General features: G+C 40.8%; 14 protein-coding genes and 1 pseudogene. 4 read left to right on the top strand and 11 right to left on the bottom strand.

Annotated features, from left to right (window positions below):
• Positions 1-252 precede the first annotated feature (252 nt).
• On the top strand, positions 253-1923 hold the full coding sequence (locus tag FIS9605_RS0103125; protein WP_026731279.1) for a transglutaminase domain-containing protein: 1671 nt from the start codon (positions 253-255) through the stop codon (positions 1921-1923).
• Positions 1924-1998: 75 nt separating this feature from the next.
• On the opposite strand, the gene FIS9605_RS0103120 is transcribed toward FIS9605_RS0103125, so the two are convergent.
• The gene (locus FIS9605_RS0103120) at positions 1999-2835 is read right to left on the bottom strand and encodes a PD-(D/E)XK nuclease family protein (protein WP_026731278.1); all 837 of its coding nucleotides are present in this window, start codon (positions 2833-2835) and stop codon (positions 1999-2001) included.
• A 525-nt stretch (positions 2836-3360) separates the two neighbouring features.
• On the opposite strand from FIS9605_RS0103120, the gene FIS9605_RS0103115 reads away from it, so the two are divergent.
• Positions 3361-3639, top strand: a complete 279-nt coding sequence (locus FIS9605_RS0103115) for a LapA family protein (protein ID WP_026731277.1) — start codon at positions 3361-3363, stop codon at positions 3637-3639.
• Positions 3640-3845: 206 nt separating this feature from the next.
• Here the strand turns inward: FIS9605_RS0103115 and FIS9605_RS36125 are convergent, their stop codons facing one another.
• The 4 genes from FIS9605_RS36125 to polA all read right to left on the bottom strand — a co-directional run bounded on the left by FIS9605_RS36125 (position 3846) and on the right by polA (position 9748).
• Positions 3846-4529, bottom strand: coding sequence for an MAE_28990/MAE_18760 family HEPN-like nuclease (locus tag FIS9605_RS36125; RefSeq protein WP_051469920.1), 684 nt, complete (start codon positions 4527-4529; stop codon positions 3846-3848).
• A complete protein-coding gene (locus FIS9605_RS0103105) occupies positions 4526-5629 on the bottom strand; it encodes a DUF262 domain-containing protein (protein WP_026731276.1) in 1104 nt (367 codons plus the stop codon). The genes FIS9605_RS36125 and FIS9605_RS0103105 overlap by 4 nt, the downstream gene beginning before the upstream one ends.
• Before the next feature lie 195 nt (positions 5630-5824).
• Positions 5825-6760 (bottom strand): DUF4351 domain-containing protein, encoded by a 936-nt coding sequence (locus FIS9605_RS0103100; RefSeq protein ID WP_026731275.1) that lies wholly within the window; start codon positions 6758-6760, stop codon positions 5825-5827.
• A gap of 18 nt (positions 6761-6778) precedes the next feature.
• Complete coding sequence (gene polA / locus FIS9605_RS0103095) at positions 6779-9748, bottom strand: DNA polymerase I (protein ID WP_026731274.1); 2970 nt, start codon at positions 9746-9748, stop codon at positions 6779-6781.
• Positions 9749-10016: 268 nt separating this feature from the next.
• Here polA and FIS9605_RS0103090 point away from each other — a divergent pair, with 268 nt between their 5' ends.
• A complete protein-coding gene (locus tag FIS9605_RS0103090; protein ID WP_026731273.1) occupies positions 10017-10853 on the top strand; it encodes a Cof-type HAD-IIB family hydrolase in 837 nt (278 codons plus the stop codon).
• A gap of 294 nt (positions 10854-11147) precedes the next feature.
• Here the strand turns inward: FIS9605_RS0103090 and FIS9605_RS0103085 are convergent, their stop codons facing one another.
• Positions 11148-12038, bottom strand: a complete 891-nt coding sequence (locus FIS9605_RS0103085) for a DALR anticodon-binding domain-containing protein (protein WP_026731272.1) — start codon at positions 12036-12038, stop codon at positions 11148-11150.
• 265 nt (positions 12039-12303) lie between these two features.
• Between FIS9605_RS0103085 and FIS9605_RS0103080 the strand changes: the two are divergent.
• Positions 12304-13063 (top strand): annotated as a pseudogene (locus tag FIS9605_RS0103080) (Crp/Fnr family transcriptional regulator).
• Positions 13064-13230: 167 nt separating this feature from the next.
• On the opposite strand, the gene FIS9605_RS0103075 reads toward FIS9605_RS0103080, so the two are convergent.
• The 5 genes from FIS9605_RS0103075 to FIS9605_RS0103055 form a co-directional block, all read right to left on the bottom strand.
• Positions 13231-14283, bottom strand: coding sequence for a PstS family phosphate ABC transporter substrate-binding protein (locus tag FIS9605_RS0103075; protein ID WP_026731270.1), 1053 nt, complete (start codon positions 14281-14283; stop codon positions 13231-13233).
• Between the two features lie 180 nt (positions 14284-14463).
• Complete coding sequence (locus tag FIS9605_RS0103070) at positions 14464-15501, bottom strand: PstS family phosphate ABC transporter substrate-binding protein (protein ID WP_026731269.1); 1038 nt, start codon at positions 15499-15501, stop codon at positions 14464-14466.
• A 196-nt stretch (positions 15502-15697) separates the two neighbouring features.
• On the bottom strand, positions 15698-17113 hold the full coding sequence (locus FIS9605_RS0103065; protein ID WP_026731268.1) for an ABC transporter substrate-binding protein: 1416 nt from the start codon (positions 17111-17113) through the stop codon (positions 15698-15700).
• Between the two features lie 132 nt (positions 17114-17245).
• Positions 17246-18676, bottom strand: a complete 1431-nt coding sequence (locus FIS9605_RS0103060) for a serine/threonine-protein kinase (protein WP_026731267.1) — start codon at positions 18674-18676, stop codon at positions 17246-17248.
• 104 nt (positions 18677-18780) lie between these two features.
• Positions 18781-19800, bottom strand: a complete 1020-nt coding sequence (locus FIS9605_RS0103055) for a LysR family transcriptional regulator (RefSeq protein WP_026731266.1) — start codon at positions 19798-19800, stop codon at positions 18781-18783.
• Between the last annotated feature and the right edge of the window lie 105 nt (positions 19801-19905).

Below are 19905 nucleotides of genomic sequence, written 5' to 3'. Positions count from 1 at the left end.
ATTTAGTGATAGCTGGAAAAACCATCAACTAAAGTTACATTAGGGATATTATCAAACGGTATAAATTTAAGTGTGATTCCTGACATGTCCCCATTTTTTCTACGACGCTATCTATGTGTTATTGCTTAAAGAAAAGCAATTTATAGCACATAACTTTGATAGTTGTGAGTAATAAAAGTAGGGAGTGAAATCGCACCCAACATACCAAAATAGATTCCAGGCGTGCTAAATCTTTGGATACATTAGTTTAATATGAGTTTTGCTCTTCCCAGTTTTCTAGCTAGCCAGATGTTTGGGCAAAAGACGATTCGACCAATTGGCGCTGCCATTTTAGGTGGCATCGCTTTCTTCCAGGATACCCTGATTGCTATTGACTCTCCCAAAGGGTATCTGCTGCAAATAGATCCTTCTAATGACAATACCAAAATTATTAATCCTCACCAAAGCAGAGAATTTGCAGAAGTCACGGGTCTGGCAATTTGGGAAGATACCCTTTGGGTAACAAGGGGTAACAATGTTTATTTGTGTAAATTATCTTCTTTGGGTTTGGAACATTTTGTTACCTTACCTTACCCTGCTAATGGAATTGCTGTTTGGGAATCAGCCATCTATGTCAGTTGCCAAAAATTGGGAGATATTCTGATTTTTGATCGCTATACGCGCAAAGAAATTACTAGGTTTTATGCCCCTGGGGTAGGGGTGGAAAATCTAGCCGTAACCGAAGAAATCCTTTGGGCTTGCGACAGCACAGAACAAACCGTTTACTGTATGGACAGGGCCACAGGGGAAGTTCAATTTAGCGTACTGACGCCGTTTGAATCTCCCACAGGCATAGCAGTGCATAGAGATGGGCAAACAGGCCAACAAACCCTTTACGTCGCCTATGCTTCTGAAGAACCTTATATTCGTGATAACCCGAATGCTGACCCAAATCACGAATTAACGTACCGCGATCGCACTTTTATTCACCCACTCCACTATCATTACTACCCAGATAAACACTACGCCCTCTCAAATGGCTATCTGATTGAAATGTCTTATGTAGAGGAAATTTCACCCCTTGAAGAAGTTTACCTACAAGATCTAGAATGGCGTATTGCCCTGCCGAGTGATACTGATCGCCAAAAGGTAAAACACGTCGAATCTATTGGACTGCCTTTTACGGAAGAACTAATCGACGGGCAACGAGTAGCAGTATTTAAATTTGACATCCTTACCCCCGGCGAACGGCACATGTTTGGCTGGAAAGCCGTGTTAGAAGTCCGAGGTATTAAATATCGTCTCACCCCACCAGATGTGGAAGACATTCCCGAACTACCACCAGAATTTGAAAGTCGCTACCTCATTGATGACGACGAGTTGGCAATGGATACTAGCATTGTCCGCCGTGCTGCCGAAGAAGCAATTGGTACGGAAACCAATTTGCTGCGGAAAATGTACAGTATTCGTAACTACGTCTACGATCAATTATCCTATGGCATCAAACCCCATATAGATACTCCAGATCGAGTTTTAGAACGGGGTGTTGGTTCTTGTGGGGAGTATGTGGGTGTCTTGTTGGCCTTATGCCGTTTAAATGGTATAGCTTGTCGCACCGTCGGACGCTACAAATGTCCCCCCTATGCAGAACACCAAAATGTCCCCCTCCAACCAGACTACAATCATGTTTGGCTAGAATTTTACATACCAGGTTTTGGCTGGTTGCCAATGGAATCTAACCCTGATGATATTGGCAATTACGGGCCTTATCCCACGCGGTTTTTCATGGGTTTGTGCTGGTATCACATTGAAATTGGTAAGGGAATTCCCTTTGAAACCTTAACAAGTAAAGGCGTAAGACTCACAAAAGAAGATATTTCAATAGGTGAATTAGCGATTAATCATATTCGGTTTACGATTCTGGGAGAATTACCACCGTTTTAGGGAATAGGGAATAAGGGAAATTTATGAATATGAATGCTGCAAATTTCATAATTCATAATTCATAATTCATAATTTTTATTCCCTAACCCCTTCTTGTGCAGTTTTAAAAGCAGAAAATTCGCAGATAGAATTAAATGGACAAAAGCGGCAGTGATAACCCGGATTCGGTGGAAAAATTTTGCTAAAATCACTACTTTGCTGATGATATTTTTGCAAATCTTGTTGGTGTTTTTGAGCAATACTAGCCAACTCAAATTCAATAAAATTCAATTCACCTTTAGTAACACTAATTAAATCAGATTTTTTACCAAATTCCAAATTATAAAAGGAAGCTACAGCTTTATATCTAGGGTAAAGATAACGAGCAGCCAGCAAATATACTAAAGCCTGGCGACGGTCAAAAGCAGATTTACCTGTTTTGAAATCTACAATATGTAAATTGCCTGAAGATTCTATGAAAATACAGTCCATAGCCGCATATAAGCGGAAGCAATAATGTTTGTGTTCAATTAAAATTGGTTTGGGAAAGCCTTCATCACCACGAGTTAATAAGATAATGCGCTTACCTGAAAGTAATGGATCGTTGTGATATTTTTTCAAAATTAACAGTACGCGCTGTTGAACTTCATTAGATGAATTGCTTAATTTCAGTAGTTCTGCTACTTTTTCCGCGCCATCTAATTGATTTAACAGATGTCTGTTGTGATGAAACTCATAAATACCTTTTTGCGCCAGTAAGCCAATGCGCTGAGAAGCTGTAACTTTTGTTAACAGTGCTTTGACTTGTGGTTCGTGTTGGCGTGCCTTAATATACCCACGTCTCATTTGACAATGCCAGCGTTGTTGCCCTGTAGCTGGGGCAACTAAAGACCAAAGATGATAACTGGCGAAAAGTCCAAGAGGGGTTGACATTGCTCAACAAGGGTGAGAGAAAATACGATGAGAGTAATATTAGCTACATAAGCTTTGTAACAAGATAGAATTTGATACTGACGGATGCGAGAGATTATTGCTGGTGACTTTACTTTTCCTAGATTAGGGTAAAGTTATACTGGCGATCGCTCCTACCTCAAAACAGCCTAACTGTGGGATTAAAAATATATCCCTGAGTATGCTGGGCTTGCCACTCCAGAAATTACTGAATACTATTTTGGCAAATGTTCTCCAACAGTCCTATTAGCTCAATTTCCACCTTTGCCCCCAAACTAGACTAAATAGCAATTTTTCTACATCCTGCCAGATGTAGAGAATATTTGGAGTGCCCAGTTGCAGGTAAAGATATGATGTACCCTATTCTACTTCTCGTCTACTGCTTGCGGTTGCCTGCATGAAGTTTTGCAACAGAGTTGTTTTTTTATTTATGCCGACGTAACTAAATGGCAGTTCCGAGGGCTGCAAATCAATGCTTTGCCTGCCTTGTGTTAAGTTGAAAATACTATGAAAACTTTTGCTATTCTCCTGACAACGGTAGTTCTGGCTTTTTGGGTGATGGCTGTTGCCCTTCTCTCAGTCCAAAATGCCACTCCAGTATCTTTAAAATTTCTTGCCTTCCAATCAATTCAAATCCCAGTGGGTTTAGTCCTGGCTTTCTTTGCTGGTGTGGGTATGATTGCCATGGCACTATTACAACCCCTATGGGGTTTGGCTGGTTCTCAGCAAAGTGGTTCGACAAGAGAAGACGACGCTGAGTTTTTTGTCGATGATGAAGATTTTTAAGGTCGGGATAGTTATCGTAAAATTATTTTACATTTTCCTGTATCCAGGTAATAAGTAGGTAGACATAATTAAATGTAAGATAGAGTTTTTGTTCGTAGTGAGCGATTTATCGCTCTTTGAGGGATATTTTAAGGGCTAAAGCCCTTACTACGAACTTTAGTTTTATTTAGTCTTGCTACCTACTTGAACCTAAATACGGGAGAAGCTTAAGGCGTAGAAGTCAAATGAACAGAAGCATAATTTTTATGAAGATATGATTTTGTACTAGCTGCGTTGTCTATTTGATTGAAAAATAAATTTATCAAGTTAATCACTTCATCATGTAATTCAATATATTGTTCATAATCAATTAGCAATTCTTTACCATGTGCAATTTCATTTCTAGAGCGTAATAGTTTTTCGTCAATTAGTTTTTCTTTTGTTTCATATATAGAATAATCTAAACCGAGACAACAAATTATATCTTTAAAAATTACCGAGCTTAAATTTGATTGTGTGTTAACTGCGTTCTCCCATTGCATATAACATTTTTCAGAAAGACCTGTTCTGAAAAAGTTTGCTACTTCAACAAATATTGTTGATTTATTTGATTCTTGTGCATTTTTAAGTTTAGTTTTCATAGCTAATGCTATAAAATTACAGGCTAATTCTTCATATTTTAAATTTTGTCTAGCAACAAATTCTATATAAGAAGTAGCAGCATTTTTTACAAATCCTTCCCAGTGAGCATATAGAATTGGGATTCCACTACGGATTAAAGTATTAATTATTGCTGTATAACGGTTCTTTTCAATCACGGACTTAATATATATAAGTTCTTTCCTTCGCCATGCAATTTCTTCACTAAGTCGGTCATAAAGCTGAGTTTGTGTGCGAATTTTAGTTGTCATTCCTGAAAAAACTGTCTCCCTAATACCACTGTCCTTCTCATTCTATATGAAGCATTAAAACCAGCAAATCCCTTGATAAGAGTCTCGTTTTTCCATAACTCTTGAATTTTTGAACTAATATCTAAATCTTCCATACTATGTAGTTTTTCATGATGATATCCAATACCTAGAGCAATTACTTCAAACGCAGGTATAAGAAAACCTCCTGTAAATTTCCCTTTGTAAATATCATACTTACGGAAGCTATTGGCTTTCACTTCTCGATTTAGAATTTGAAATGTATATTTAAATGCTTGAGATGCTTCCTCAAAGTCAAAGTCAGATGAACGACATATTTCTATTGCTTTATCATTTAAAAATTCACTAAGGTCTTCAAACTTTTTAAGTTCTTCTTCATCTATTTTCCGTAAGACAATAAATCTGAAGACAAGTTCCATATCATATTGTTCTTCAAGAGAACGGTCAGTAAGAGAGACACATTCTTTAAAATCTTCATTTTTTGCTAGTTCTCTCAGCCAACGATAAACATTTCTATTTTCCATTACCAAGATACAATTTCTAATTTCTTGGTCAGAAAGAGTAGAACCACCTGTATTCAAACGCTGAAATAATTCATATTTAGTTTTTTCATCACTTTCTTTAAAAAGTATTTTAATATCGAGTTTAGCACGTTTTATAAAAAGTCTCTGAGCAGAAGTGAGTGAGTTTTGATAGCTTTCAGAATCATCCCACTTTTTACCTTGTAAAGAGGGAAGATATTTAGTTTTTTCCAGAACCAATGGTTCTAATAACTTGCCATCTTCGTCAATAAGAATTCCTATAAATTGAAAAATAGTAGATAAACGTTGTACTCCGTCTACTACATCCCATATACCATCTGTCCTTTGTGCAACAAAAATTGGCGGAATAGGAATTCCTAACAAGATAGATTCAATTAATTTTGTTTTTTGTAAATTTGTCCACCTAAAAAAACGTTGAAATTCTGGGTGTATCTCTATTTCTTTATCTTTATATAAATTAACTAATTCTCCAATAGACATAGAATAACTATCAGATTTTATTTCAGTAATCTTTTGATCAATTTCTTCTTGCAGCCCCATTGATAAACACCTCTTAAATTATATATTTTGTATATAATTATACTTTGTATATCCAATTCTATCCACACGCGTACCCACCATCAACGGAATGCGTGGCTACATAACACTTACCGTCTTTGTAATGTCTTACTCTTGTTTACCTGCTATTGTCTAGCAAGCGGTACTTGAGATGAATAACTACACGCTTTTACGCGCTCATTCCCCCTGATTCGACGTTTCTCCTGAAACCTGTTGTAACCAAGCCTCCAAATCCGCCACGGAAGAAAAATCAAGCAACGCCACTGCCAAATCTTCTAACTGAGTTAGCGATAACTGTTGAACGCGTTCTTGCAACTCAGGGGTAAGCGCACCAACTCGCCGAGGAAGTAGGCGCATAATCAGTGATAATGTTGCTTGCTGCTTTCCCTGTTCAATCCCTTCTTCCATCCAGCTAGTTACAATTTGCATAACTACCTCCTGTTCCCTTGGCTCTATCCTAGCAATGTCGGCGCGTAAAAGCCTTTCCTCTTCAGCACTCAAGCGCAGATAGGTATCTACAAATCCGGAAATTATCCGCATTCGTGCTGGATCTAATCGCAATGTTGCTAGAAGTCGCAAACATTCAAACTTCACCTGGCGGCGTTCTGTAGATGCAATATTCATTTTCGCCATCAATGCAGTAGCTACCGGGTTTTGTTGACGCAGAAAATCTCTCCAATTCAGTTGATTTAGCTGGATAACATCGTAGCTAAAACTCAAAACAAGTTTGTTTGGAAATGCTACCTTATGTAAATTTGGTTGTGGTGTTTTGGGATTATCAAAAGAAAATACCACCACTGGATACACAGGTAAGTCAAATTTCTCATATAGACGAGAAAAGTAACGGAACATCCGCTTACTAAAATCAGGTTGATTGTAAGATTGGTTTTCTACATGAATCAGAAAAAAAGATTCTTGTTCGCGAAACTTGGCTTTGACTATTAAATCAGTTTCGTAACGTTCCCCAGCGGTGACATCTGTAAAAAGTTCCTTATCTAAGAACTCCAGAGATTCGCGTTCTATATAAGCCGCTACCTCTGGCAAAAATAACTCTAAAAACTCTACAAAAAATGTTGTGAGGAGTTCCTTAAACAAGCGGTCATGGTCGATCATTTGATAGTGCAGTTCAATTTACTTCGTTTCCATCCAATTTTCACCCGCACGTACATCCACCACTAACGGTACGCGCAACTGCACTGCATTTTCCATCACCGATTTTATTTGTATTTGCAATTCTTCCCATTCCTCTGGGGGAACTTCAAACACTAATTCATCGTGAACTTGTAATAATAACCGCGCCTGATAATTATGCAAAATCTCATGCAGTTTTACCATCGCAATTTTGATAATATCAGCGCTAGAGCCTTGAATTGGGGCGTTGGCAGCAGAACGCAATAAGCCTGCATCGTAAGCGCCCAAATTTTTAAATTTACTCAAATCTATATCTTCTGGATTGCTGCCTTTTAGCTGACGTAAGCTATTGCTGGTAAAATCAAAATAACGACGCCGACCAAGAATTGTTTCTACATAACCTTGAGCGATCGCATTTTTTTTCAATCCTTCTAAATATTCAAACACTTTGGAATAGCGTTTGCTAAATCGCTTGATAAATTCGTTAGCAAGTGTTTTATCCACACCTGTTGAACGTGAAAACTTTAGCGAACCCATACCATAAATGACGCCAAAGTTAATTGTTTTAGCTACTCGTCTTTCATCTGATGTTATGTTTTGTTTTTCAAACATCAGCCGCGCTGTAACAGTGTGAATATCTTCGTTGTTTTGATAAGCCTCGACTAACACTGGTTCTTGACTCAAATGAGCCAAAATTCTTAACTCAATTTGTGAGTAATCAGCAGCGACCATTAACCAACCTGGTTCTGGTAAGAATGCCTTCCGAATTTGACGACTAAAAGCAGTACGAATGGGAATATTTTGTAAATTTGGATTAGAAGAAGACAACCGACCAGTTGAGGTCGCCGTTTGGTTAAAATCAGTATGCACTCGCTTAGTATCTGGACGCACTAATGCTGGCAGTGCATCCACATATGTAGACTTTAATTTTGCAAGAGTACGATACTCGATAATGGCATCTATTATACCTGTTGTATCTACTTCTCGTAATTTTTCCAGAGTCGCTGCGTCTGTAGAATATCCCGTTTGGATTTTTCGGGAATGTTTAGTGCTTAATCCTAATTTTTCAAATAATATCTGACTCAATTGTTTGGGCGAACCCAAGTTGAATTTTTCTCCAGCTATATCATAAGCTTGCTGTTCTAACTTAGCTAAATCTGTTTCTAACTGCTGTGAAAGTTCTTTTAAATAAGCTGTATCGATGCGAATTCCTTGGTATTCCATATCCGCCAAAACAGCTTCTAGCGGCTGTTCCACTTCCACTAATAGCTGATATAAAGCTGGTACTTTCTCCAGTTCCGCCCGCAATTTTGATACTAGTTGGAATGTGGCAAAAACTTGTAAGCCGCAGTAATCTGCAACGGAGGGAATATCTATATCAGCAATAGTTTTGCCTTTAGGAACTAAATCTAAATAATTTTGAATTGTCAATCCTAAGAATTTTTGAGCCAAGTCACTCAAATTATGACTGCTATCTGGATTAAGCACATAACTTGCTAGCATAGGGTCAAAAACCACCCCTGCTAAGTTAATTCCTTGACACTTGAAAACTAAGCGATCAAATTTGGCGTTTTGGAACGTTTTGGGATAATCTGCACTTTCTAAAATTGGGCGTAGTGCTTGTAGGGCAATTTCTTTATTCAAATTTTCCCCTGTTTTATGACCCAAGGGAATATAAGCTACTTCATCTGGATTTGTTCCCCAACAACAGCCAATTCCTACTAACTCAGCATCCCGTGGTTCTAAGTCGTTTGTCTCAGTGTCCCAAGCCACGGGTACATCCGGATTAGTGAATTTTTGTAACTGGTTAACCAACTTAGTTAGTTTGGCTTCTGTGTTAACAATGTGTGGTTTGATCGCAGACTCAGATTGTGGTTTTTGTTGAACTGCGGCTGTATCATCTGCACTGAAGAACCACAAATCATCATCCTCTGCACGGGGTAGAAGCGTAAGATTTTGGGCACTTGCTTCCTCTGTTTCTATAGCTGATTTTTCCGCAACTTTACCACCAAATTTTTGCTGGAGTTGGTTAATTCTGCCTAAAAAAGTTTTGAATTCTAAGTGTTCTAAAATAGGTGTAATAATATTGGTATCAAAGCCTCTTAATTTACACTCTTCTAAATCAACTTCCAAGGGAACATCCAGAACAATAGCTGCTAAATAACGGGATTTTTCAGCATCTTCTTTGCCAGCTTCAAGTTTTTTCTGAGTTGCGCCCTTGATTTCACCTAACGCTGCATAAATGTGGTCAAGGGAACCATAGGTATTTAGCAACTGCACGGCTGTCTTTTCACCGATTCCCTTCACTCCAGGAATATTATCTGATTTATCACCACAAAGCGCTTTAAAATCAACAACTTGTGTTGGCAAAACGCCAAGTTTTTCTTTTACTTGTTCTGGCCCAAATTCGGTGAGTCCATTTGTGGAACGCTTCAGCGCATCTGGACTAAAATACAAAACACTAATTTCTTTTTCAGTGTCGATGAGTTGAAATAAATCGCGATCGCCCGTGAGAATTTTCACTTTATATCCAGCCGCAGCAGCCCTTTGTGCTAAGGTTCCCAAAACATCATCAGCCTCGTAACCAGGAGCTGTTAAAATCTTCAAATTGAATCCATCCAGCAACTCGTGCAGATTTTTCAAGTCGGGAATAAAATCTTCTGGCGTACCTGGGCGATCGGCTTTGTAGGTATCATCTGCTTCGTGGCGGAAGGTTGGCAAGCCTAAATCAAACGCCACCGCTATTGCTTGTGGCTGTTCAGTTGTCATTACTTCCAGCAGAGACTTTAAAAAGCCAAAACATACACTAGTCGGAATTCCTGTCTTGGTTCGCAATCCGCCGTCTCTTCCTCTGGCGAAGGCGAAGTAGGAACGAAATGCCAGCGAGTGCCCATCTACTAAGATGAACGTGGGACGTGTTGTGGTGGGAGAATCGGAAGTCAACTGGTTAGAAGGTGTTGTTTGGGACATAGACCTATTGTAGCCAGCAGTTTCCATCGTCTAATCTGACCAGCATGGGAATTTCAGCTAATTTTTTTAATTTGATTGACTTATTGACTTATGGGAGCCACAGCCTTTAGTTTAGTGCTGGTGCTTGAGTTGCGATCGCCTCAGCAACTGAATCACCTAGTTGGGTAATAAATTAGGTCGGTACAAATAAATTTAACTTGTGAAGGTCGTTATTAGTTCTTTGTCATTTGTTTTAAGCTAATGACAAAGGACTAATGACTAATGACTAATGACTATAGCTACAAAAGAGATTAAGCTGCTGGTTGTAGATATAGATGGAACCATTGCCGGAGAATCTAACAACATCAGCGAATCTGTAAAGCAGGCAATTACTGCGGCGCAAGCACGAGCAATAAAGGTAGCAATTGCCACTGGTCGGATGTATCGTTCAGCTTTACGTTTCCATCAAGATATTGGCTCTACTCTGCCGTTAATAGCCTATCAGGGAGCTTGGATTCAAGACCCAACCTCCCAACAAATTCATCAACATTTACCTGTTCCCCGGGAAATTGCCCAGAAGCTTTTGGACTATTTTGAACAACCTGAACTGCGATCGCTCTTATCTGTCCACTTTTATATCAATGACCAACTTTACGTCCGAGAAATCACAACAGAAACTCAAATATATTCACAACGTTCTGGCATCAACCCCATTCCCGTGGGTGACTTGCGTCAAGTTTTAAATACTAACGAACCCACAAAAGTTTTGGCTTTGTGCAACGACACAAATATTATTGACAATTTGCTAGGTTCTTTGCGCAGTCAATACACACCTGCTGAGTTGTATCTGACTAAATCTATTGCCACCTTCTTTGAAGCGACTAACCCATTTGTAAATAAAGGTGCTGCGGTACGTTACATAGCAGAAGAAATGCTGGGACTACAATCTAGCAACGTTATGACTATAGGCGATAATTTTAATGATGTAGAAATGCTAGAGTATGCTGGCATTGGTGTGGCTATGGGCAATGCACCATCAAAAGTGCAAGCGATCGCTCAGTGGGTAGCTCCTAGTGTCGAGCAAGATGGAGCGGCAGTGGCAATTGAAAAATTCTTACTGTCATAATAGTTATTTGTTGATCGTTGTTTGTTGTTTGAAACGACCAACAACCAACAATCATCGACCAACAATCTATAAAAAATCAGAAAGGGCACCGACGACTGGCCGTGTTTCGTCTCGGTACCCTTGCTGGTTCGCTCCTCACACACCAGCTAATATATCTCAAGCTATTTAACCAGTCAATACTTGTTACAAAAGTTTTGACTTTTTTCATTTTAGTTTGTTGTTTGTTGGTTGTTGGTTGTTTCAAATAACAAACAACGATTAACAAACAACCAACAACATTCATTATTTATTGACTCACAACTCCAAGGGAGCAAAAATACCAAGTTTTTCTTCTAGGAGAAATCTTAAAACTGATTGAGTAGCCATAACCAATCCCAGTCTGGTTTGTGCTAGTTCTGGTGAGATCGCTTTCACCTCACCCCAAATACGGCAGCTGCGCCAAAACTCTTCAAAAGCTTGACTTAAAGAAAGCGCTAATTTTTCCCATTTCACCGAACCATCAGAACCAGAACACCCTATTTCATCGACTACTTGTACCAATTCGCTAACCAAAGAAAGCTCAACAGGATGGTTTAGGCGCAGTTTTTGCTGATTGTTAAGCCAAGGTATGGCATTGGCAGAAATGATAAATCTTTCTCGCTCAGCCATTCGTAATAGCGAACAGCAGCGTGCATGGGCGTATTGAACGGTAAATAGGGAATGGGACAGGGAGCATGGGGCATTGGGCATTGGGAATTGGGTATTGGGCATTGGGCATTGGGTATTGAAGTACTGATTTTTCCCTTGTCCCTTGTCCCTTGCCCCTTGCCCCTTGCCCCATGCCCAATTCCCTACTCCTCCCGCAGCAAGGCTTTGCAACCAGGCAGCTAAGACAGGATGAGTCAATTCTAAATAAATCCAACCAGGTGGAACTATTTGGACGCTAAAAACGTCAGCAGATTCTTCCGAAAAATGAGAAGTTATGGTCTCAGCCACCTCCATCGCCGGAAGTTTCTCATATTTCGATAGCTGTAATGCTATACCTGTGATATAAAAAATCTTATTTTTATCTCTACCTTTAGAGAGAGGAATTTTTTTTTCTAATATACATATAGATTTATTTTTATAAGTATAAATACTCAACACAGCCATTAAATAACCGTATAATAACTGTTTAATTGCTGTGTATTTACTAACTAGTAGCATTATATACACATAATTTACTATTGACAGGTCTCTTTTTCAAAAGCATTGATTTTATGTCATCTATCTTTAGGTAGAAGTTTAATCTAAGCAAAGAAAAATTAGAATTATGCAAATTTTTTTTGAAACTGAGTAAATTTTACTACCATCATTGTACAGTAGGAAGTATAACAAAAGAGTAGAAGTTCAATTTCTACTCTTTGCATGGCTGGCACCGTTGGGTGATAAGCCTGACTCGCCAACAAGAAGACACTCCTTGCACCTTTTTATGACGTCTTTGTCTTCAGCCGAACGCTCTTTAGTTACCTATGCAATCTCCATCCTCCTTTTCTGAAGCATCACGGCCTTTTTTAACTTGGCAACGGATTCTTGATTGGGCTCAAGAACACTACCGCTGCCGCACCTTTAGCAAAGATGAGCGCATTCCAGCCCGTCCTGGATTGCTGTATTTGGTGCAAAGGGGTGCGATCCGAATGGTAGGCACTGCCCAAGTGAGTGCTACAGCAAGTCAGTTAACGTCTCGACGCATCAACAGAACCCCAGAAGAAGCTTTCTTAGGGTTTGTCGGTGCAGGACAGCCGTTTGAAATTGTTGCCCAGTCACCATTCACGCTCCAAGCTTACGCCCACGTTGACCAAACTGCGGTGCTGTGGATGTACTGGCACGATTTAGACAACTGGCCTCATTTCCGTCGGGAAGTCATGGATGCCTTTAGATATCAGCACCAGCGCAAACTGCTGTGGCTGAGTGCTTTAGGACAACGACGCACAATTGACCGACTCTTAGGGTTCCTGACATTGTTGATTGAGGAATATGGAGAGCCGGCAATGAGCGAAACCGATCCAGAAGTAATTCGCGGTTATTGTCTGCCCTTCCCTCTCACTCACGCCCAAATTGGCAGTGCCATTGGTTCGACTCGTGTTACAGTCACCCGCTTGATGGGCAAGTTGCGTCAACGTGGTTTAATCCTCACTCAAGGGGATAATTTGATTTGCTTACCAGCAGAGTCGATTAATAGAGCCAGCTAGAGCGCAGTTGCCAAATCTCTAACGAGAAGTCGCCCTACCCTAGGAATAGCGCCCACCACGCTACCCTGACGGGAGGTGCTACTCTCCAAGCAAAGAAGCCGCCCAAAAGGGTTATAGGGGTGTCTGTGGCGACAATCGCCAGTCTATTTGCTTGCTAGTGATAGGAGTCAGCGAATTTTGACAAACCCAGCTTGGGAAATCAATTCCTGTCCCTGTTCAGTCAGCAGTAAGTTGGCATAAGCAACACCCGCTTGCTGCTCGGTTTGACTATTCTGTTTGACCACCACAAACAGATTACGGGTAATCGGGTACTTTCCTGATTGGAAAGCTTCAATGTTCAACTTGTTCCGTTTACCAGGACATTCAGAAGGGAGGACAAATGGTTCTTGGTAAGGAGGAATGTATTGCCCTTGCCTTCGCCCCAACGGCAAGGGCTTGATTGAACATTGAGGAACAACTTCTGGGGCAGAAGCGTAGTATATGCCACCAGGACTAGCAGCCACTTTTTGTAGCGCTTGGGTGGTAGTGGAAACAAACTCCACATTTGAGCTAAAAGCTTGACCACCCAAGATGTCTTGCACAAATAGTTCTACAGTGCCGCCATCACTGATGCGGCGAGAGTATGTCTTAATTGGAATATTGGGCCCACCCAGTTCGCTCCAATTATTGATTTGGCCAGTGTAAATAGACCTTAATTGATCTACTGTTAGTCCTGAAATATTGAGATTGGGGTTTACTGCTACCGCCAAACCATCTATTGCTATAGGAATTTGTTGCAAAGTAAACCCACGCTGCTTGGCACGATTTAACTCCTCGTCTAAGATTGGCCGGGATGATTGGGCAAATGCAAGTTGACCGTCAATTAACGCGTGAATGCCTGTACCAGAACCGGGAGTAACACTACTGGGTTCTACATAGCGTAACCGAAATTCTGGTCGCGCTGCTTGAATTGCCGAATCGACTGTGAGTCGAAGCGGTGCCCAAGAAGTGCTACCTCCATAGTTGAATAATCCCGTGGGGACATTTTGCACGGAAGCAAAAGTATTGCCACTGGATTCTGGCTTGGTGGTATCAGGATTGGAATTTGTGGGTTGAGGTTTGGTGACTTGATTGAAGTTAAAGCTTATTTTGTTGTTAAACCACCAAAAGCCACCAGCGATTAGCCCAGCAGTTATTAATACGGTTAATATCAAAATTGGTGTTTCATTCTTTTGTGACATAGTAATTTATCGATTGTTAGTAGTTAGTAGTTGGTAGTTAGTAGGAGCGAAGCATTTGTACGAATATATTTCGTTTTCATGGAAAGATACCTATACAAATGCTTCGCCCGTACAGTAGTTAGTAGTTTGTTGTAAACAATTACCACTAACTACTAACCACTATCCACTAACCAAAATTAATTATCGAATCCTGACAAATCCAGTTTTAGAGATTAAATCTTGACCTTGTTCTGTAAGCAGCAAGTTGGCATAGGTTTCTCCTGCTTGCTGATCGCTGCTTTGACCGTTTTGTTTGACAATCACAAATAATCGCCGGGTGATGGGATATTCACCGTTCTGAAAGACAGCGGCATTAAGTTGGTTACGCCGTTGCGGACACTCTTGAAGAAGAATAAATGGCTCTTTGTGGGGAGGAACCAGTTTGTCTGATGTTCTCCCTAATGGTAAAGGCTTTACACTACATTGTCCGACTACTTCTGGGGCAGAAGCGTAGTAAAGACCCCCAGGATTTTTCGCCACTTCTTTTAAAGCTTCTGTCGTTGTGGGAATAAATTGAACGTTGACACCAAACTTTTCTCCGTCTAGGACGTTTTCATTAAAAAATTCTACGGTGCCTCCTTCTTCCAAACGACGAGAGTAAGGTGTAATAGGTAAATTTGGACCGCTTAACTGTTGCCAGTTGGTAATCTTGCCCGTATAGATATCTTGTAGTTGGGCAACGGTTAAACCAGGGATGTTGAGATTGGGATTAACAGCGATCGCAATGCCATCAATTGCCACAGGAATTTCTTTTAATGTAAAGCCCCGCTGTTGCGCTTTTTGATATTCCTCATCCTTAATCGAACGTGAAGACTGAGAAAAAGCCAGTTGGTTATTTAAAAGCATCTTAATACCACTTCCAGAACCAGGTGCACCTATGGTTGGATCGGTATAGCGGAGTTGAAATCGGGGAAAGACTGTTTGAATTGCTGTATCAACTTCTTTACGAATCGGTGCCCAAGTAGTGCTACCACCATAGCTAAATAATCCAGAGGGAACCTCAGGAAATTGGGCAAAACTTTCTGAATAGGCTTGTTTAATTGGTTGGGATAAGTTATTTCTCGCATTGAATAATCTGATCCCTGAAGTATTAGCTAACCACAAAAATACACCCCCTACTAGTCCCAGCGTTAACAACAAGGCTAGAAGCAAAACCGTAGTTTCATTTTTTTGGGACATAACTGTTTTTTAATTATTTCTACTAACACCGCTTGTGCAAATTTTTAGCCCCTTTTCAAGGGTATTCACTTCCTCTATCCTCCTAAAAAAAGGGAGGAATTAATAGAAAGTCGCACATCATGTTAATAATGCAATTTCCCATCTTGTAATCTATTCAGGTTAAGGATTGGTTAATTGTTTAAATTTCGTTTAATTTTTAATTGCCTGATGGTATCACTGGCACAAAATCATAGCCAGTACCAGAACGAGAGGGAATTCTAGTGATAATTTCCACTAACTGAACTGGGGCGTTGCGATCACCTGATGCTAAAAACCGAATCGTGCCGGAAGCACCTGTGGCAGAAAAGTCGGGCGAAGAAAGGGCTTGTTGTACGCCGACGCGTGTGGGATTGCGTTCTATGGCTGCTATTAAAGCGCGTGTAGCATCATAAGCTAAAGCTGTTCGCCAATTCACATAACCACCCCACAATTGCCACGACTTTTGGGGAAAATCGGAATTGGGATTGCTATCAATATGCCAAGGAACTGCTACTATCATTCCCACTGATTGTTCTCGCCCAATTTCTAAAGTTTTAGGCGTATAAACATCATCTCCCCCCAGCAGATTTAACCGTTTCTGGTTCACCAGCACCACTTGCAGCGCTTTATCTAACGTGTCGGTGGTCGCTGCTAACATCAACACTTCTGCACCTTCCTTAATTGCTTGTGCGACACTTTTAGCAGCATTAAAATTGGTTTTGGATAAGTCAAATTCGCTTAATACCTGTCCACCTTCCAGTGAGACAGATGAGACAAATTCAGATTTTAAAGACTGACTATAACTACTTTGAGAATTGAAAAAAACCGCTGCCTTTGTTTTCTGCAAATTTTCCACCATGTACTTGGCTAGCGCCCTCGCCGCCATAAAATCACTAGGAACCGTGCGAAAAATATAGCGGCTAAAGTTAGAAATTTTGACTGAAGTGCTGACAGGGGAAATAGCAACAAGTCGTCCGGAAGTATAGATAGTGCCTGCGGCTAAGGTAGTATCGCTAGCAGCAGGGCCAATTACACCTAATACTTGTTGATTTTTGATTAACGATGAAGCAATCTGTTTAGCAATTTCTGGGTTATCATCATCGTTAGCTATACCTACCTTGAAAGGAATTCCTTTAATTACTTTAGAGGAATTGATTTCGTTTTGAGCTTGAGCAACACCGCGTAGAATTTCCAAAGAGGTATTTAGGTCACTGCCAATTGGTACAGTAGCAACAATTGTATAGCTTTTGGCAGAGCCTATACGGGCATTATTCAGAAATATCAGCGCCTCTGGATCGTTTTTATTTAGTTTTAGGGCTGCTTCCAAGTTTGGAACCGCTTTGTCATAATTACCGGATGCTAACGCCGCTACACCTTCTTTTTTTGCTGGGGAAGCTTCGCCGGGAGTTAAAATTTTTTCACCAAAACTGATGCGGTCTGAAATCCGTTGATTGCTGGATGGCAATAAACTACCAGCATCTTGAGAATTTTGTGGCCATATCTTATCTTTTAACAACCACGCTCCACCGCCCACTAATCCCAAAGTAATTAACAAAGCCAAGACGAGAACAGCTGTTTCGTTTTTTTGGGACATAGACAGTTTTTAGAAATTAAACTTAAAAATTGAAAATTAAAAATCTTAGAAATTATCAAATTAAATTATATCGATCGGAATGCTACCTAAATAATTGATGTAAATAAAATTTGCATCACTTTGGTTTTACAGTTATCGTGAAAAAAGAAGAGATAATAATTTATAAATCAAACGAAATAGTGCTGTCGCAGCGATCGCCACTAACCCAGCCCCAACAGTTATAATCGCCACTTGCTCGATGCTCAGACCTGCCCGCAACAAGGGAAAATACGAAATAGCCCCAAAGGTAGCTACTGCTATCACCAGCATTTCTATTTTTTCAATCCACCGTTGCTTTTGACCAAAAATCAATATTGCTAAAATCACAGCAGTAGCAGCGAAAGTAATTCTTGAAGAATTAAGCAAACTAAACAGGGCGATCGCGATTAATCCACCCTCAAAACCACTAAATCCAGCTCCTATTAACAATTCAAAAGTAGACAATGGTGCTACACGCGGAGTTCGAGACACTGACCGCTGCTGTGGAGGTTGAGTTTGTATGGCGTGTGGTTGCGGTAATTGCTTGGGTTGGTGGGGATGGACTTGTGTAGGAGTTATCGGCCGTGGAGGTGAATCGAGGGCTTCCAAAACCTCTTGGGCTGACTGAAAGCGTTGATTTGCAGCAGGTAGAAGCATCTTGTCAAGAATATTAGCCAGCTTGGGACTGATGGAAACACGCTCGTGCCATTTCCACTGGTTACTATAAGCATCAAATAGCTCAGTGGCATCTTTTTCACCCGTTAATAACATCACAGCAGTAACAGCCAAAGCATATAAGTCTGTGGGTGGAAATACTCGTCCCCCAGACATTTGCTCAGGTGGTGCGAATCCCAAAGAATAAATGCCAGTAGAAGAACTACCTACCCCAGAGGGTGCATTAGCAACTTGCTTAACTGCGCCAAAATCCAGCAAGTAAAGTTTGCCGTTCCGATGGCGCATGATGTTGGAGGGTTTGATATCTCTGTGAATAATGTTTTTGTTGTGGACAAACTGCAATACCGGAAGAATTGCTCGCAGAACTTCTAATACTTCTTGTTCTGAGAATTTGCCTTTTTGGTCTAATTCCTCTTCTAGGTTTTGTCCATCAATATATTCTTGGACGAGATAAAAAAATTGGTCTTGCTGTCCCCGATGCAAGAAGCTAGGAACTATCACCGGGAAGAAAGCAAATAGATCGGGAATTTGCTCGTGTTGACTACCTATCTCTTCTAAAACTACAGCTTCTCTCTCAAACAGATCTTGTGCTAGTTGCAGTTGAGTGGTGGTTAAATTGCCCGCAGGCTGGAATTGTTTAACCACGCACCGACGCATTCCAGGAGTATAGCGATCGCGTGCTAAAAATGCTGCTCCAAAACCACCTTGTCCCAGCAGCTTGATCGGCAAATAGCGCCCAACCAAAATCAACGGCATTCCACAAGCAGTGCAGTATTTTTGCTGGACTGTTCTTAGTGTGGAATGGTCGTCTAAATCCGAAAAATGATTGAGTGGGCGGGGACAGCCAGGACGAGTGCAGTAAATTTCCATGATTTGTCACTAGTCAATAGTCATTAGTCCAATGTCAAAAGTCAAAAGCCCTTCACAATTGACTCTTGACTCTTGACTCTTGACTTTTGACTCTTGACTAAATCTTAACTTTCATCAGAGTGGGATGCGTCTGTCTCCACAGTTGTATTAATCGCCAAACTCCTATGATATTGTGACGATTTTAACACATCCATATTCCATCCAGGGGCAGCAAATTGGGGTAAAATTTCCCGGCTAAAAGCTTCGGCTGCCTTGGATCTATAACGGTTGGGATTAAAAATCAGCCACAGCGTCCGCTTGACAATAACACCTTCAATGGGAGTGCAGTGCAGTACTCCCATTTGCAATTCTTTAGCGATCGCCGACGTGGAAACAAAGGCCGCCCCCAAGCCGGATTGCACAGCATTTTTAATAGCTTCTATAGAATTAAGTTCCATTTCCACTTTCAAACGCCGTGTATCGATATCATGGCGTGCTAATACCTGGTCAATAACTTTGCGGATTGTCGATTGGGAATCGAGGGCAATGAATTGTAATTTATATAGGTCTTCTTTTTGGATTGTGTCAAGTTTGGTAAAGGGATGGAGTACAGGTAAAATCAGTGCTAATTCATCATCTGAATAAGGAATAATTTCCAATGATTCTGCCAACTCAGCAGGGATTTCACCGCCGATGATAGCCAGATCCACTTGCCCGTTCACGACACTCCAGGCGGTACGGCGGGTAGAGTGGACGTGCAATTGCACCGCCACATCTGGGTATTTTTGTCGGAACAACCCGATCATCCGGGGCAAAAGATAAGTACCGGTAGTTTGAGAAGCGCCGACAATTAACGTACCGCCTTGGAGATTTTGTAGATCCTCAATGGCGCGGCAGGTTTCCTGACACAAGCTGAGGATTTTTTCACCATAGCTCAGCAGTAAATGTCCTGCTTCGGTCAATTGGGCGCGACGTCCTCCACGGTCAAATAGGGGAACATCTAATTGCCGTTCTAGGTTTTGTACTTGCAAGCTCACGGCAGGTTGGGAAACGTAGAGGCTATCAGCGGCACGCTTGAAGCTCCCTTCTGCGGCGATCGCTTTGAGAATACGTAACTGATCTAGTGTAAATGGAAGGTCAGACATAAGGCTCAACCCACAAACAAGAAAGGAGCAGCATTGGCAATAAACCAGCGATTCATAGTGTTCTGGCTATGCGTAATTTATTGCATCTAAAACTCGGAGGCTTTA

Origin of the sequence: Fischerella sp. PCC 9605 (genome assembly GCF_000517105.1) — a bacterium.
In the GTDB taxonomy this organism is placed as follows: Bacteria; Cyanobacteriota; Cyanobacteriia; order Cyanobacteriales; family Nostocaceae; genus PCC9605.
The sequence above is the reverse complement of the archived record's forward strand: the minus strand, read 5'-3'. Positions and strand labels throughout refer to the sequence as shown.